Origin of the sequence: Enterobacter cloacae (assembly GCF_013375935.1) — a bacterium.
In the GTDB taxonomy this organism is placed as follows: domain Bacteria; phylum Pseudomonadota; class Gammaproteobacteria; order Enterobacterales; family Enterobacteriaceae; genus Enterobacter; species Enterobacter pasteurii.
In genome coordinates, this window is the sequence record NZ_CP056117.1 from 2,168,357 (window position 1) to 2,181,209 (window position 12,853).

The 12,853-nt window shown below is 58.0% G+C and carries 13 protein-coding genes and 1 pseudogene; 8 read left to right on the top strand and 6 right to left on the bottom strand.

Features of this window, described 5'->3' with window-relative positions:
- Nucleotides 1-13: 13 nt before the first annotated feature.
- Nucleotides 14-463, bottom strand: coding sequence for an L-alanine exporter AlaE (gene alaE, locus HWQ14_RS10295; RefSeq protein WP_148421379.1), 450 nt, complete (start codon nucleotides 461-463; stop codon nucleotides 14-16).
- A 496-nt stretch (nucleotides 464-959) separates the two neighbouring features.
- On the opposite strand from alaE, the pseudogene stpA reads away from it, so the two are divergent.
- Nucleotides 960-1,365 (top strand): annotated as a pseudogene (stpA, locus tag HWQ14_RS10300) (DNA-binding protein StpA).
- Between the two features lie 37 nt (nucleotides 1,366-1,402).
- Here the strand turns inward: stpA and HWQ14_RS10305 are convergent.
- From HWQ14_RS10305 to HWQ14_RS10315, 3 genes are all read right to left on the bottom strand, one after another.
- The gene (locus HWQ14_RS10305) at nucleotides 1,403-1,582 is read right to left on the bottom strand and encodes a hypothetical protein (protein WP_148421383.1); all 180 of its coding nucleotides are present in this window, start codon (nucleotides 1,580-1,582) and stop codon (nucleotides 1,403-1,405) included.
- Between the two features lie 79 nt (nucleotides 1,583-1,661).
- Nucleotides 1,662-2,183, bottom strand: a complete 522-nt coding sequence (locus tag HWQ14_RS10310) for a rhodanese family protein (protein ID WP_176609657.1) — start codon at nucleotides 2,181-2,183, stop codon at nucleotides 1,662-1,664.
- A 9-nt stretch (nucleotides 2,184-2,192) separates the two neighbouring features.
- Nucleotides 2,193-2,492, bottom strand: a complete 300-nt coding sequence (locus HWQ14_RS10315) for an ArsR/SmtB family transcription factor (RefSeq protein WP_148421387.1) — start codon at nucleotides 2,490-2,492, stop codon at nucleotides 2,193-2,195.
- 178 nt (nucleotides 2,493-2,670) lie between these two features.
- On the opposite strand from HWQ14_RS10315, the gene HWQ14_RS10320 reads away from it, so the two are divergent.
- The gene (locus tag HWQ14_RS10320; RefSeq protein ID WP_003862203.1) at nucleotides 2,671-2,829 is read left to right on the top strand and encodes a YqaE/Pmp3 family membrane protein; all 159 of its coding nucleotides are present in this window, start codon (nucleotides 2,671-2,673) and stop codon (nucleotides 2,827-2,829) included.
- Here the strand turns inward: HWQ14_RS10320 and HWQ14_RS10325 are convergent.
- Nucleotides 2,826-3,755 carry a LysR substrate-binding domain-containing protein gene (locus HWQ14_RS10325; protein ID WP_176609658.1) on the bottom strand — a complete coding sequence of 310 codons (930 nt, stop codon included), beginning with the start codon at nucleotides 3,753-3,755 and terminating at the stop codon, nucleotides 2,826-2,828. The genes HWQ14_RS10320 and HWQ14_RS10325 overlap by 4 nt on opposite strands.
- Before the next feature lie 319 nt (nucleotides 3,756-4,074).
- On the opposite strand from HWQ14_RS10325, the gene HWQ14_RS10330 reads away from it, so the two are divergent.
- From HWQ14_RS10330 to HWQ14_RS10355, 6 genes are all read left to right on the top strand, one after another.
- A complete protein-coding gene (locus HWQ14_RS10330; RefSeq protein ID WP_176609659.1) occupies nucleotides 4,075-4,680 on the top strand; it encodes an ankyrin repeat domain-containing protein in 606 nt (201 codons plus the stop codon).
- A 106-nt stretch (nucleotides 4,681-4,786) separates the two neighbouring features.
- Nucleotides 4,787-6,328 (top strand): acyl-CoA synthetase FdrA, encoded by a 1,542-nt coding sequence (fdrA, locus tag HWQ14_RS10335; protein ID WP_176609660.1) that lies wholly within the window; start codon nucleotides 4,787-4,789, stop codon nucleotides 6,326-6,328.
- Entirely contained in the window at nucleotides 6,328-7,743 is a 1,416-nt protein-coding gene (locus tag HWQ14_RS10340) for a DUF1116 domain-containing protein (RefSeq protein ID WP_176609661.1), read from the top strand. Before fdrA ends, HWQ14_RS10340 begins: the two co-directional genes overlap by 1 nt.
- Nucleotides 7,744-7,754: 11 nt before the next feature.
- Nucleotides 7,755-9,335, top strand: a complete 1,581-nt coding sequence (locus HWQ14_RS10345; protein ID WP_176609662.1) for a xanthine permease — start codon at nucleotides 7,755-7,757, stop codon at nucleotides 9,333-9,335.
- Nucleotides 9,332-10,288 carry a carbamate kinase family protein gene (locus HWQ14_RS10350; protein WP_013098404.1) on the top strand — a complete coding sequence of 319 codons (957 nt, stop codon included), beginning with the start codon at nucleotides 9,332-9,334 and terminating at the stop codon, nucleotides 10,286-10,288. The genes HWQ14_RS10345 and HWQ14_RS10350 overlap by 4 nt, the downstream gene beginning before the upstream one ends.
- Before the next feature lies 1 nt (nucleotide 10,289).
- Nucleotides 10,290-11,669, top strand: coding sequence for an amidohydrolase family protein (locus HWQ14_RS10355; RefSeq protein WP_176609663.1), 1,380 nt, complete (start codon nucleotides 10,290-10,292; stop codon nucleotides 11,667-11,669).
- Between the two features lie 93 nt (nucleotides 11,670-11,762).
- On the opposite strand, the gene HWQ14_RS10360 is transcribed toward HWQ14_RS10355, so the two are convergent.
- Nucleotides 11,763-12,683: a LysR substrate-binding domain-containing protein gene (locus tag HWQ14_RS10360; protein ID WP_176609664.1), complete on the bottom strand. Its 921-nt coding sequence runs from the start codon at nucleotides 12,681-12,683 to the stop codon at nucleotides 11,763-11,765.
- Nucleotides 12,684-12,853: the final 170 nt, after the last annotated feature.

The window sequence follows — 12,853 nt, forward strand, 5'->3', positions numbered from 1 at the left end:
CAGTCGCCTCACCTTACGCTTTCGCCTGGCTGTAGGGGCTGACCTTAAACAGGCGGCGGCAGTAGTCAAGAAAGTAGCCGTACACCGCACCCATCAGCATTGAAACCACGATATTTGAACTCACCGCGGCGGCGATTTGATGCCAGTCTGCGCCTACCGTCAGCAAAATAACCACGTACACCGGGGACTGGAACGTTACGTAAGCCAGCACGTCGGCCAGGTTTTTTATCCAGCCAGCCGGGCTAATACGCCGGGCGAAACGCATAACCGCGTCGCGATATAAACCGTACGGCCAGGCAATCATGATATTTACCGGGATGGCGACCAGGCGCGACGAGAGAGACTGCTCAAAGGACATTCCCGACAGGAAAATTTCAATCAGCATGTTCACGACGGAACAGTAGACTACCATCGCGAAAGTATCCGCTACCGCATGGCGCAGGCGAGACTGCGGTGAGAACATGTCTGAACTCCTCGAACAGAACAAAAAAGTGGCATTTTACCCGCGGCGCTTAGTGCTTTAGGTTGGTTTGTTTTGAGTGTATAGCGTATCTCTCTGGCTTTTAACTAACAAGTAGTGATTTATCTTTATTTCGTGGCGCTTTGTCCACAAAATTCTCTAAGGGTGCCTGTTTTTTGCGCGCTTCGTTATTTTCTTTCCCTTGTGCTTGTTTGTGTTTATAAAACAGATGTTTACGTTGGTTAAGGCAGCGTAAAAACCCCTATGCCACGATGGCGAACAGGCTAATTTGCAGGCGGGTTTAAACAGGGCCCGTCGGTCAGAGGGAGAACGGTATATTCCGCAATAAAACGGCAGATATTTCGGGATTATATTAACCGGATATTTAAATCCATTTACAATAATGTCAAAACGCGCGGGTGGGTAGATATCAGCGCAAAAATCAATTATTCTGTTGCCTGATTTATGTTATACACACGAAGAAAGGTTTCTCATTATTATGGCTTTAACGTTACAGAATCTTAATAATATCCGCACCCTCCGGGCGCTGGCGCGTGAATTATCCCTGGATGTTCTGGAAGAAGTGCTGGAAAAATTCCGGATTGTCACTGAAGAAAAACGCAGCGAGCAGGCTGAATTAGAGCGTCAACGCGCTGAACAGCAGGATAAAATTAATGCTCTGCTGGAACTGATGAAAGCTGACGGTATTTCTCCGAGCGATCTGCTGGGCGGTGAGCTGGCTCATGCGGGTCAACCGGCTAAAAAACGTAAAGCGCGTGCGGCGAAATATCGTTTTATTGACGCTAACGGTGAAGAGAAAACGTGGACCGGTCAGGGGGCGTACGCCGAAGCCAATTGCAAACGCGCTGGCAAACGGAAAAACGCTGGACGATTTCCTGATCTGAGTATCATCCGGGCGGTATATTCCGCCCGGCTATCGACCTAGCAGACGCCAAAGTCACCCTCTTCGGTGTACAGAACTACGTCTGCCGCTTTCAGGTTATATTTCTCGCCCTGTTCGTTGCTGGCCTGCACGGCCACAATGCTTTCGCCATTTACCTCGAGCACCTTCAGTTTCGGACCACCCTGACGCGGTTGGACATAATCGCCGACAGAAAACATAGCACCTCCTCATTGTTATAACGATCTTCACCATAGCCCACGTCCGAAGCGGGGTACAGTCTAATCTGTCGGGTACTGCTTACGAGGTTCCACGGTTCCACGGCATCACCTTCAGCAGCCGCGCCATGCCGCAAAAACCCGTTACGCCGGCGAACAGCAGCCCGGCACCCACGAAACCGCTCAGCAGGAAGAAGAGGCTGGAGACGCCATATCCCAGCACCACGCCGCAGAGGATCAGCAGCCCGGCGGCGATCTGCACCTGACGCATCAGCGGCAGCGGCTGGGTTTTGTCTTCAACGGTCAGCAGACCGGCCTGTTTCCAGCCCTGAATGCCCCCCTCAACCACGAAGGCCTGAGCGGGCGACGCCGCCTGCGCAAGCCGTGCGGCATGGTTAGCCGTTCGGGCTCCGGACTGACAGTGGAAGATTACCGTTTCACCAGGCGCGGCGTTTAGCCTGCCGGACAGGGAGTCCAGCGGTAAAGAGCGCGCAGCCGGAATATGCTCGCGGGCATATTCGTCGGCGTCGCGAATATCGATCAGCCTTGCGCCCTCAGCGATAAGCGCGTTTGCCTGCTGCGGCGAAATAAGAGGAAGAGACATATCAGCTCCTTACGGACAATAAAGGGATTTCAGGGTGCTTATCAGCTGGTGCACCGCATCGTTTTTGATGGAATACAGGATGCGCTGGGCTTCACGGGTGCTGTCGATAAGCCCCTCTTCACGCATGCGCGCCAGATGCTGAGAGGTGGCGGAGGGGCTTAGCCCCGTTGCGCGAGCCAGATCGCCCGCGCTGGTTCCGGGCGCGCCGCAGAGCGTGCACAGGATCAGCAGCCTGCGCGGGTTGCTCATGGCTTTCAGTAGCGTGGCGGCCTGTCCGGCGCTGGCCTGAAGTTGTTCGAGTTCAGTCATGGTTGTTTAGTATTTGCTTAATTAAGTAAATGCTAAACTAATGGCGTCCGTTAAGCCAGTGTCAAAAGCGTAAAAGAGGGTAAAAGGGTAATAAAGAGATGGCGATGACGGGTAAACTGGCTACGCTTAGAGAAGTGTCTTTTATAATTTTCAATTGGTTAGCTTGCACGGAGTCTTTATGGGTTTTTGGCGTGTTGTTTTTACGATTATTCTCCCGCCGCTGGGCGTTCTGCTTGGCAAGGGACTGGGCTGGGCGTTTATCCTGAACATCCTTCTGACCATTCTGGGTTACTTCCCGGGTCTTATCCACGCGTTCTGGGTTCAGACCAAAAGCTAAGTACGCCAGAGTAGATCACCGTAGATCCGGGTCAGCACGCCCTCCGGGCCAAACTGCTGTTTGATCCAGCGCGTGACCTGCCCGGTCGCCGCATGCTGTGTGGCGAGCAGCATGCGGGAATCCTGCCGCGGGTTATTAATCCGCCGCGTTACCAGCAGGCCGTCTTCCACCGCCTCACGCGTCATATACTCCGGTAAAAATCCAATCCCTTCCCCCAGGATCTGACACTGGCATTTGGTGTTGAAGTCCGGCACGAGAATTGCCTCCTGCCCGTGAAGCAGCCAGCCGACCTTCTTGTTGATGGTATGCGCGGTATCCTCAACCATGATGTTGGGATACAGGCGCAGCTGGCTTTCGGAAATCGGCTCCGGGGCGAAGGCCAGCGGATGCGTCGGGGCGATGGCAAATACCCAGCGGATCGCCCCAATCTCGGTGTAATCGATGCCGCCGCCGTCAAGCAGCGTATCCGGCGCGCCAATGGCGATATTGGCCTGATTATTAATGATCGAATCCCAGACGCCGTTATACACCTCGGTCGTCACCGTGATCTGGCAGGTGGGGAACTGTTTTTTCAGCACCTGAAGCAGCCTCGCGGTATGGCGCGGCGTATACAAAAGCTGATTAATGCAGATGCGCACTCTCGCCTCAATGCCCTGTGAAATGGTATCAATCCCGCGCTTGATGGCGTGGAAGTCATTCAGCAGGTCGGTGGCCTTACGGTAAAAGTAAAAGCCGGATTCTGTCAGCTCAATGCTGCGCGTGTTGCGTACAAATAGCACCACGTCCAGCCCGGTCTCCATGCGTTTAATGGTGTAACTGATGGCGGACGTCGTCACGCCAAGCTCGGCGGCGGCTTTGCTAAAGCTGCCAAAACGAGCCGCGGTGGTGAAGGCCAGCAGATTCTCTTCGGTAAAGATGGAATTCATATTATGGCTCCCGGTTACCATCAGTTTTGAACATATTTTAACAACGCCGTTACATCACATTTGATGCCGGTCACAGTTCTGACTTTTTGCGCAGGGCCGCGCTATGTAAGGCTTTTTTAGCCATAAGGATATTGCAGCCTGCGGCGCTAAAAAGCGGCAAACCATAAGAAAAAGGTTGCACAGACGCACGTTTTGGCCGGACTGTTGAATCTACCTCAACAATGAATTGCGTGTCGATGAATCATTTTTAAGCGGATTCTTTTATGAACAGGCTGTTGCTATTCTCAGGTCATCAGAGGTTAACATTGGGAGTCAGAATATGTCTGCAAACGCACTGGTGACGGAATTTCTGCTGGCGGCAGAAGAGGGCAATATCGACGCGCTAAAAGCCTGCCTGGATAATGGCGTGGATATTAACGCCACCAGCCGCCAGAAAAGAACCGCCATTATTATTGCCAGCCTTAAAAAGCATTACGCCTGTGTGGAGTTTTTAATTGCCGCCGGCGCGGATATTGATAAACAGGACCAGACCTGTTTTAACCCCTTCCTGATTAGCTGCCTGACCAATGATTTAACCCTGCTGCGCATTGTCCTTCCGGCGAATCCGGATCTTGACCGCCTGACGCGCTTCGGCGGCGTGGGCATTACGCCTGCCAGTGAAAAAGGGCATGTTGAAATCGTGCGTGAGCTGTTGGAAAAAACCGACATCAACGTCAACCACACCAATTTTGTGGGCTGGACGCCGCTGCTGGAGGCCATTGTGCTAAACGACGGCGGCGCGAAGCAGCAGGAGATTGTGAAGCTGCTGCTGGATCACGGCGCGAACCCGCACATGACCGATAAATACGGAAAAACCCCGCTCGAACTGGCGCGGGAAAAAGGCTTCGATGCGATAGCCGAACTGCTGCTGGCGGCGGGCGCATAACGCATTCGGCCAGCCCTTCCGGCTGGCCATTCATCACAAACGCATTTTAACCGACGTGCATTTTGCGCGACGGCGGCCCCCTTTTATCCTCAAACAGGTGAAAACAATGCCAACCAAAATCGTTATAAAAAAGAATACGTATTTCGATTCGGTTTCCTTAATGTCGGTTTCCACCAAAGCCAATAAATTGCCGGGCGTCGAGCAGGCATTTGTGGCCATGGCGACGGAAATGAACAAAGGCGTATTAAAAAATCTCGGGCTGTTAACGCCGGAATTAGCGGACGCGAAAAACGGCGACCTGATGATCGTCATTAAGGGTGAGGCGGCGAATGACGAAACGCTGGCTGAAATAGAAGCCCTGTTTACTCGCAAAGCGTCCGGCGGCTCGCATGAGGCACGCTACGCCACGGTGGCCAGCGCCAAAACCCACCGTCCTGACGCAAACCTCGCGGTCATTTCAGTGAACGGCACCTTCGCCGCCCGCGAGGCGCGCCAGGCGCTGGACAACGATCTTAACGTGATGCTGTTTTCCGATAACGTCTCGCTCGACGACGAGCTGGCGCTGAAGCAGCTGGCGCATGAGAAGGGGCTGCTGATGATGGGGCCGGACTGCGGCACCGCCATTATCAACGGGGCGGGGCTGTGCTTCGCCAACGCGGTGCGCCGCGGGCCGATTGGGATTGTCGGCGCCTCGGGCACCGGCAGCCAGGAGCTGAGCGTGCGCATTCACGAGTTCGGCGGCGGCGTATCGCAGCTGATCGGCACCGGCGGGCGCGACCTCAGCGAGAAGATCGGCGGCCTGATGATGCTCGACGCCATCGATATGCTGGAGGCGGACGAGGGCACGCGAGTGATTGCCCTGATCTCCAAGCCGCCAGCGCCTGCCGTGGCCGAAAAAGTGCTGGCCCGCGCGCGCGCCTGCCGCAAGCCTGTGGTTGTGTGCTTCCTTGGGCGCAGCGAACCGCCCGCCGACGAAGACGGCCTGCAGTTTGCGCGCGGCACCAAAGAGGCGGCCCTGAAGGCCGTGCTGCTCACCGGCATCAAAAAAGAGTCCCTTGACCTGCATCCGCTCAACTGGCCGCTGGTTGAAGAGGTGCGCGCCCGCCTGACGCCGCAGCAGAAGTACATTCGCGGCCTGTTCTGCGGCGGCACCCTGTGCGACGAAGCGATGTTCGCGGCGCTTGCGAAATTCGACGACGTCTGGAGCAACATCCAGCCCGATCCTGCCAGGCGCCTGAAGGACATCAGCGTCAGCCAGGCCCACACCTTCCTCGACTTTGGTGACGACGACTTCACCAACGGCAAACCGCACCCGATGATCGACCCGACCAACCGCATCAGCCGGCTGCTGCAGGAGGCGCGCGACCCGCAGGTGGGCGTCATCGTGATGGACTTCGTGCTCGGCTTTGGCGCACATGAGGATCCGGTGGGGGTAATGCTCGACGCCATCAAAGAGGCGCAGGCGATCGCACAGGCCGATAACCGTCCGCTGGCGATCCTCGGCTACGTCCTGGGGACCGACCAGGATCCCCAGTCTCTGGCGCAGCAGTGCCAGATGCTGACCGACGCCGGCGTGATCTGGGCCAGCAGCAGCACCAATACCGGATTACTGGCTCGTGAATTTGTCTGCAAAGGGGAGAAAGCATAATGACGACCTTATTTAACCAGCCGCTGAACGTGATTAACGTGGGTATTGCAATGTTCAGCGACGATCTCAAAAAGCAGCACGTCCCCGTCACGCAGCTCGACTGGACGCCGCCGGGGCAGGGCAACATGCAGGTCGTCGGGGCGCTCGACCAGCTGGCAGAGAAACCGCTGGCGGAAAAAATTGCCGCCGCTAACAGGGGCGCGCTTGAGCGCATCATCCAGTCTCATCCGGTGCTGGTGGGCTTCGACCAGGCGATTAACGTTGTGCCTGGGATGACCCGCACCACCATCCTGCACGCCGGTCCGCCCGTCGCCTGGGAAAACATGTGCGGCGCAATGAAGGGCGCGGTTACCGGCGCGCTGGTGTTCGAAGGGCTGGCGACGGATCTGGAGGACGCCGCAAGGCTGGCGGCTTCAGGCGACATCACCTTCTCGCCGTGCCACGAGCACGACTGCGTGGGCTCCATGGCGGGCGTCACCTCCGCGTCGATGTTTATGCACATCGTTGAGAACAAAACCTACGGCAACCGGGCGTTCACCAACCTCAGCGAGCAGATGGCGAAGATCCTGCGCATGGGCGCCAACGACCAGAGCGTTATCGACCGTCTGAACTGGATGCGCGACGTGCTCGGCCCGATGCTGCGCGACGCGATGAAGATTATCGGCGAAATCGACCTGCGCCTGATGCTGGCCCAGGCGCTGCACATGGGTGACGAATGCCACAACCGCAACAACGCGGGCACCACGCTGCTGATCCAGGCGCTGACGCCGGGGCTGATCCAGGCGGGCTATCCGGTGGCGCAGCAGCGCGAGGTGTTTGAGTTTGTCGCCAGCAGCGACTACTTCTCCGGCCCGACGTGGATGGCGATGTGTAAGGCCGCGCTGGATGCCGCCCACGGCATCGAGTACAGCACCGTCGTCACCACCATGGCGCGCAACGGCTACGAGTTCGGCCTGCGCGTTTCCGGCCTGCCGGGACAGTGGTTCACCGGCCCGGCGCAGCAGGTGATTGGGCCCATGTTCGCAGGCTACAGGCCGGAAGACTCCGGTCTGGACATCGGCGACAGCGCCATCACCGAAACCTACGGCATCGGCGGCTTCGCGATGGCGACGGCGCCGGCGATCGTTGCGCTGGTGGGCGGAACGGTGGAGGAAGCCATCGACTTCTCCCGCCAGATGCGCGAAATCACCCTCGGTGAAAACCCGAACGTCACTATTCCGCTGCTGTCGTTTATGGGCATTCCGACCGCCATCGACATCACCAGAGTGGCGGGGAGCGGCATTCTGCCGGTCATCAACACCGCCATTGCCCACAAGGACGCCGGTATCGGCATGATTGGGGCGGGCATTGTGCATCCGCCGTTTAGCTGTTTTGAAAAGGCGCTGTTGACCTTCCGCGATCGCTACTTTTTATAAGGCATGCATCCATGAAAAACATGAAGCTGGAGTGGAAAAGAGGTGACTGGGCGGCATATTTCGGGTTGATGACCAACAACCTGACCAATTTGCTGACCATGATGGGGTTGCTCATTTTTGTCGTCGGCATCCCGAAGGAGATTGTTTATGGACGCATCGCGCCGGCCTTCGGGCTGGCGGTGCTGGTGGCGAGCGTGTGCTACGCGTGGTTTGGCCTGCAGATGGCGCGCGCCACCGGACGAACGGACGTCACCGCGCTGCCGTCCGGCCCGAGCGCACCCTCGATTTTTACCGTGACCTTTCTGGTTCTGATGCCCGTCTACCAGCAAACCGGCGATGCGGATTTCGCGATTCAGATTGGACTGGTGTGGTGCTTCGTGGAGGCGATGATCCTCGCGGGCGGTTCGTTCCTGGGGGAAACCATCCGCAGGATGATCCCGCGCACGGTGCTGCTGTCGTGCCTGTCCGGGCTTGGCCTGCTGCTGCTGGCGATGAACCCGATGCTCCAGGCGTTCGAGGCGCCAACCGTATCGTTCATCGTGCTGCTGCTGATCTTCATTAACTGGTTCGGTAAAAAGCCAATCTTTGCCCGCATCCCGACCGGCCTGCTGCTGCTGATTGCCGGTACGGCATTAGCGTGGATCTCCGGCCTGCAAAGCCCGGATGCCATTAAAGCGTCCATGTCATCCTTCGGCTTTAACCCGCCGGAAGTCCACGTGGACAGCTTTATGCAGGGCCTGCCGCACGCGCTGCCGTACCTGGCGTCCGCCGTACCGCTGGGGCTGGCGAACTATATCTTTGACCTGGAAAACATTGAAAGCGCCCACGCGGCGGGAGATGAGTACCCGACCCGCAAGGTGATGCTGGCAAACGGCCTGGCTTCCATGCTCGGCTGCCTGATGGGCAACCCGTTCCCGGTCACGGTCTATGTGGGTCATCCCGGCTGGAAAGCGATGGGGGCCAGCATCGGCTACACGCTGGCCTCCGGCGTGACCATGTTCATCGTGCCGCTGTTCGGGCTGGGGGCGTTTATGCTCGCCATCATCCCGATGACCGCCATCGTGCCGATTCTGGTGTTTATCGGCGTCGTCACCGCCAACCAGGTGGTGCGGGAAACGCCCAAAGTGGAGGTTCCGGTCATCTTCATCTGCCTGTTCCCGTGGATCGCCAACTGGGCGTTGACCATGATGAACAGCGTGATGGGCGCGGCGGGCACCAGCGCGGCGAAAATCGGCACCGACGTGCTGCACAGTAAAGGGATCTACTACGAGGGGCTGGTGCATCTGGGCAGCGGCGCACCGCTCGCCAGCATGCTGTGGGGCTGCATCGCCATCTTCGCCATTATCAACAAACCGCTGCGCGGGGCCGTTGCCGCTGCCGGTGGCGCGCTGCTGGCGCTGTTTGGCGTGATCCACGCCCCGGTGGTGGGCTTTGCCGAAGGCAGTTCGCTGATGTTTGTGACGGCGTATCTGATGATGGGCGGCATGTTTGTGGTGAAGCATGTGCTGGATATCTCTGTTAATCCCCCTCTCCCTGTGGGAGAGGGCCGGGCTGAGGGCACCAGAACGCACCTTCTAAAGGAAACAAAATGAAAGAGCTTATGGTCGTCGCCATCGGCGGCAACAGCATTATCAAAGATAACGCCAGCCAGTCGGTTGAACATCAGGCGCAGGCGGTAAAGGCGGTGGCAGAGTCGGTGCTGGAGATGCTGGCCTCGGACTATGACATCGTGCTTACCCACGGCAACGGCCCCCAGGTGGGGCTGGATCTCCGCCGCGCTGAAATTGCCCACGAGCGGGAGGGACTGCCGCTCACGCCGCTGGCCAACTGCGTGGCGGATACGCAGGGCGGTATCGGCTACCTGATCCAGCAGGCGCTTAACAACCGCCTGTCTGCGCGCGGTGAGCAAAAAGCGGTCACCGTTGTCACTCAGGTGGAGGTGGATAAAAACGATCCGGGCTTTAGCCACCCGACCAAGCCCATCGGCGCGTTCTTCAGCGAAGCGCAGCGCGATGAACTGCAGCAGGCGCATCCGGACTGGCACTTTGTTGAGGATTCTGGCCGGGGCTATCGTCGCGTGGTGGCGTCGCCGCAGCCGTTACGCATTGTTGAAGCCGATGCCATCAAGACCCTGACGCAAAAAGGCTTTGTGGTAATTGGTGCGGGCGGCGGCGGTATTCCGGTGGTGCGCACTGAGCAGGGCGATTACCAGAGCGTTGACGCGGTAATTGATAAAGATCTCTCCACCGCGCTGCTGGCGCGCGAGATCCGCGCCGACGTACTGGTGATCACCACCGGGGTCGAAAAAGTGTGCATCCACTTTGGCAAGCCGAATCAGCAGGCGCTGGACACGGTGAGCGTGGCGCAGATGACGCGTTACAAAGACGAGGGCCATTTCCCGGCGGGCAGCATGCTGCCCAAAATCGTCGCCTCGCTGGAATTTTTACGCCATGGCGGCAAGCGCGTGATCATCACCTCGCCAGACTGCCTGCCCGCCGCGCTGCGCGGGGAAACCGGTACCCATATTGTTAATGAAGGAAGATAAGATGAGTGAAAATAAAAGCCGCCGCGAGTTTATCAGCCAGAGCGGCAAAATGGTCACCGCCTGTGCGCTGTTTGGCGCGACCGGTTCCGTCGCGTATGCTGCCGATTCCGCAAAACCAACCTGCGAGACGGGCAAACCGATGAACATCACCGCTAAACACTACTACCTGGACAACGTGCTGCTGGAGGCCGGATTTAACGTCGACGGCGGCGTGGCGACGAGCACCCGCACCGAGCTGAAAACGCTGGAGATCAAAGACGGGAAAATTGTCGCCCTGCGGGATAACAAAAGTCACGCGGACGCCACCCTGCCGCACTATGACGCGGGCGGCAAGCTGATGCTCCCGGCGATGCGCGATATGCACATTCACCTGGATAAAACCTTCTACGGCGGCCCGTGGCGTTCGCTCAACCGCCCGGCGGGCACAACCATTCAGGATATGATCCGCCTTGAGCAGAAGCTGCTCCCCGAACTCAAGCCTTATACCCAGGAGCGCGCCGAAAAGCTGATCGATCTGATCCAGTCGAAAGGCTCCACCCTCGCCCGCAGCCACTGCAATATTGAGCCGGTTTCCGGCCTGAAGAACCTGGAAAATTTGCAGGCGGTGCTGGCGCGCCGCAGGCCCGGGTTTGACTGCGAGATCGTGGCGTTTCCGCAGCACGGCCTGCTGCTGTCAAACTCTGAAAAGCTGATGCGCGACGCGATGCAGGCCGGAGCGCACTACGTGGGCGGGCTCGATCCGACGAACGTCGACGGCGCGATGGAGAAATCCCTCGACCTGATGTTCCAGATTGCGCTGGACTACGACAAAGGGGTGGATATTCACCTGCACGAAACCAGCCCGGCGGGCGTGGCGGCGGTAAATTACATGGTGGAAACCGTGGAGAAAACGCCGGAACTGAAGGGCAAGCTGACCATCAGCCACGCCTTCGCGCTGGCGACGCTCAACGAGCAGCAGGTGGACGAGATCGCCACCCGCATGGCGGCGCAGCAGGTGACTATCGCCTCCACCGTGCCGATTGGCACCCTGCACATGCCGCTGAAGCAGCTGCGCGATAAGGGCGTGTTTGTCATGACCGGCACCGACAGCGTGATTGACCACTGGTCGCCGTACGGCCTGGGGGACATGCTGGAGAAAGCCAATCTGTACGCCCAGCTCTACGTTCGCCCGAACGAGCAGACGCTTTCCCGCGCGCTCGGTATCGCCACCGGCGACGTCCTGCCGCTGAACGATAAAGGCGAGCGCGTATGGCCGAAAGCGCAGGACGACGCCAGCTTTGTGCTGGTGGACGCCTCCTGTTCCGCCGAGGCCGTGGCGCGCATTTCTCCGCGCACCGCGACGTTCCATAAGGGCAACCTTGTCTGGGGCGTTGTGGGTTGACGTGCATTTCTACCTCTCCCTGTGGGAGAGAGCTGGGGTGAGGGCATCAGGCCGCACTTTTGCAGGTCGGGTAAGGCGTAGCCGCCACCCGACCTACAGGTGATACCCCGACAGCCGCAGCTCCCGGTCAATCCACTCGACAAACTGCTGGATCTTCCACGCGCGTTCATGCATGTGCGGCATCACCAGATGGTGCGCGTTAATGGCGATCCCCATCTCGTCCGGCAGCACCTGCACCAGCGAACCATCCTTCAGGTGATCGGTTGCCATCATTTTGCTCTCAAGGATAAACCCCAGCCCCATGCGCGCCGCTTCAAAGCTCATATAGGAGCGGTCGAAGCTCAGGCTGAAGTTGAGCCACGGACTGTCGATATTGTGCCAGGCAAACCATTTTTCCCAGTTTACCAGTGTGCTGGTGGACGAGATGAGCGACTGCTGCAGCAGATCGGCGGGCGTACTGAGGGGATGTTTCTCCGCGTAGTCCGGCGAGGCCAGCACCACCAGCGTGTCGTTTTTAATGGTCATCACCCGGTAAGCATCCCAGTCAGGAATGCCGTGGCGGATATCAATGTCGATATTGTCTCTGGCGAACTGCAGGTTTTCATAGGAGCAGGTGAGATTGATGGTGATATCGGGATATTCGGCGCGGAACTTGCCCAGGCGGCGCAACAGCCATGACAGCCCGAAGGTGGGGGAGGAGTGCACGCGAAGCACGGCGTTATCTTTCTCTTTGACGATCCGGTCGGTGGCGCGCCCGATGGCGCTCATCGCCGCCGAGACCTCCCGCAGATATTTTTCTCCCGTCGGGGTGAGCTGAACCCCTTTGCCGCTGCGGATGAACAATTTCTTGCCCATCCACGACTCCAGCGACGCGATCTGATGGCTGACCGCAGACGGGGTGACGTTGAGCTGCTCCGCCGCCTGATGAATGCTCAATGCGTTTGCAACGGCAATGAACGCCTGCAAATTTCTGAGCGAGGGCAACGATAACGTCTGGCGATCCTGCGCGGGCATAGCCTGCTCCTGTCATGTTTAATGATAAAAAACATAACATTGAGAAGACGTGCGGGCAATTTTATGCCGATGTTATTTTTTTGAGCTGTATCGCGAATCAAATTTATCTCAGCAATAAATGAGGTTTATTGAATGGTGTTTCATTCATGAGCCGATATATTGACGTTGAA

What these genes read in the sequence shown, in the direction of transcription:
- alaE (WP_148421379.1), bottom strand. Translation starts at nt 463, where the DNA reads ATGTTCTCACCGCAGTCTCGCCTGCGCCATGCGGTAGCGGATACTTTC.
- HWQ14_RS10305 (WP_148421383.1), bottom strand. Translation starts at nt 1,582, where the DNA reads ATGTTTTCTGTCGGCGATTATGTCCAACCGCGTCAGGGTGGTCCGAAA.
- HWQ14_RS10310 (WP_176609657.1), bottom strand. Translation starts at nt 2,183, where the DNA reads ATGTCTCTTCCTCTTATTTCGCCGCAGCAGGCAAACGCGCTTATCGCT.
- HWQ14_RS10315 (WP_148421387.1), bottom strand. Translation starts at nt 2,492, where the DNA reads ATGACTGAACTCGAACAACTTCAGGCCAGCGCCGGACAGGCCGCCACG.
- HWQ14_RS10320 (WP_003862203.1), top strand. Translation starts at nt 2,671, where the DNA reads ATGGGTTTTTGGCGTGTTGTTTTTACGATTATTCTCCCGCCGCTGGGC.
- HWQ14_RS10325 (WP_176609658.1), bottom strand. Translation starts at nt 3,755, where the DNA reads ATGAATTCCATCTTTACCGAAGAGAATCTGCTGGCCTTCACCACCGCG.
- HWQ14_RS10330 (WP_176609659.1), top strand. Translation starts at nt 4,075, where the DNA reads ATGTCTGCAAACGCACTGGTGACGGAATTTCTGCTGGCGGCAGAAGAG.
- fdrA (WP_176609660.1), top strand. Translation starts at nt 4,787, where the DNA reads ATGCCAACCAAAATCGTTATAAAAAAGAATACGTATTTCGATTCGGTT.
- HWQ14_RS10340 (WP_176609661.1), top strand. Translation starts at nt 6,328, where the DNA reads ATGACGACCTTATTTAACCAGCCGCTGAACGTGATTAACGTGGGTATT.
- HWQ14_RS10345 (WP_176609662.1), top strand. Translation starts at nt 7,755, where the DNA reads ATGAAAAACATGAAGCTGGAGTGGAAAAGAGGTGACTGGGCGGCATAT.
- HWQ14_RS10350 (WP_013098404.1), top strand. Translation starts at nt 9,332, where the DNA reads ATGAAAGAGCTTATGGTCGTCGCCATCGGCGGCAACAGCATTATCAAA.
- HWQ14_RS10355 (WP_176609663.1), top strand. Translation starts at nt 10,290, where the DNA reads ATGAGTGAAAATAAAAGCCGCCGCGAGTTTATCAGCCAGAGCGGCAAA.
- HWQ14_RS10360 (WP_176609664.1), bottom strand. Translation starts at nt 12,683, where the DNA reads ATGCCCGCGCAGGATCGCCAGACGTTATCGTTGCCCTCGCTCAGAAAT.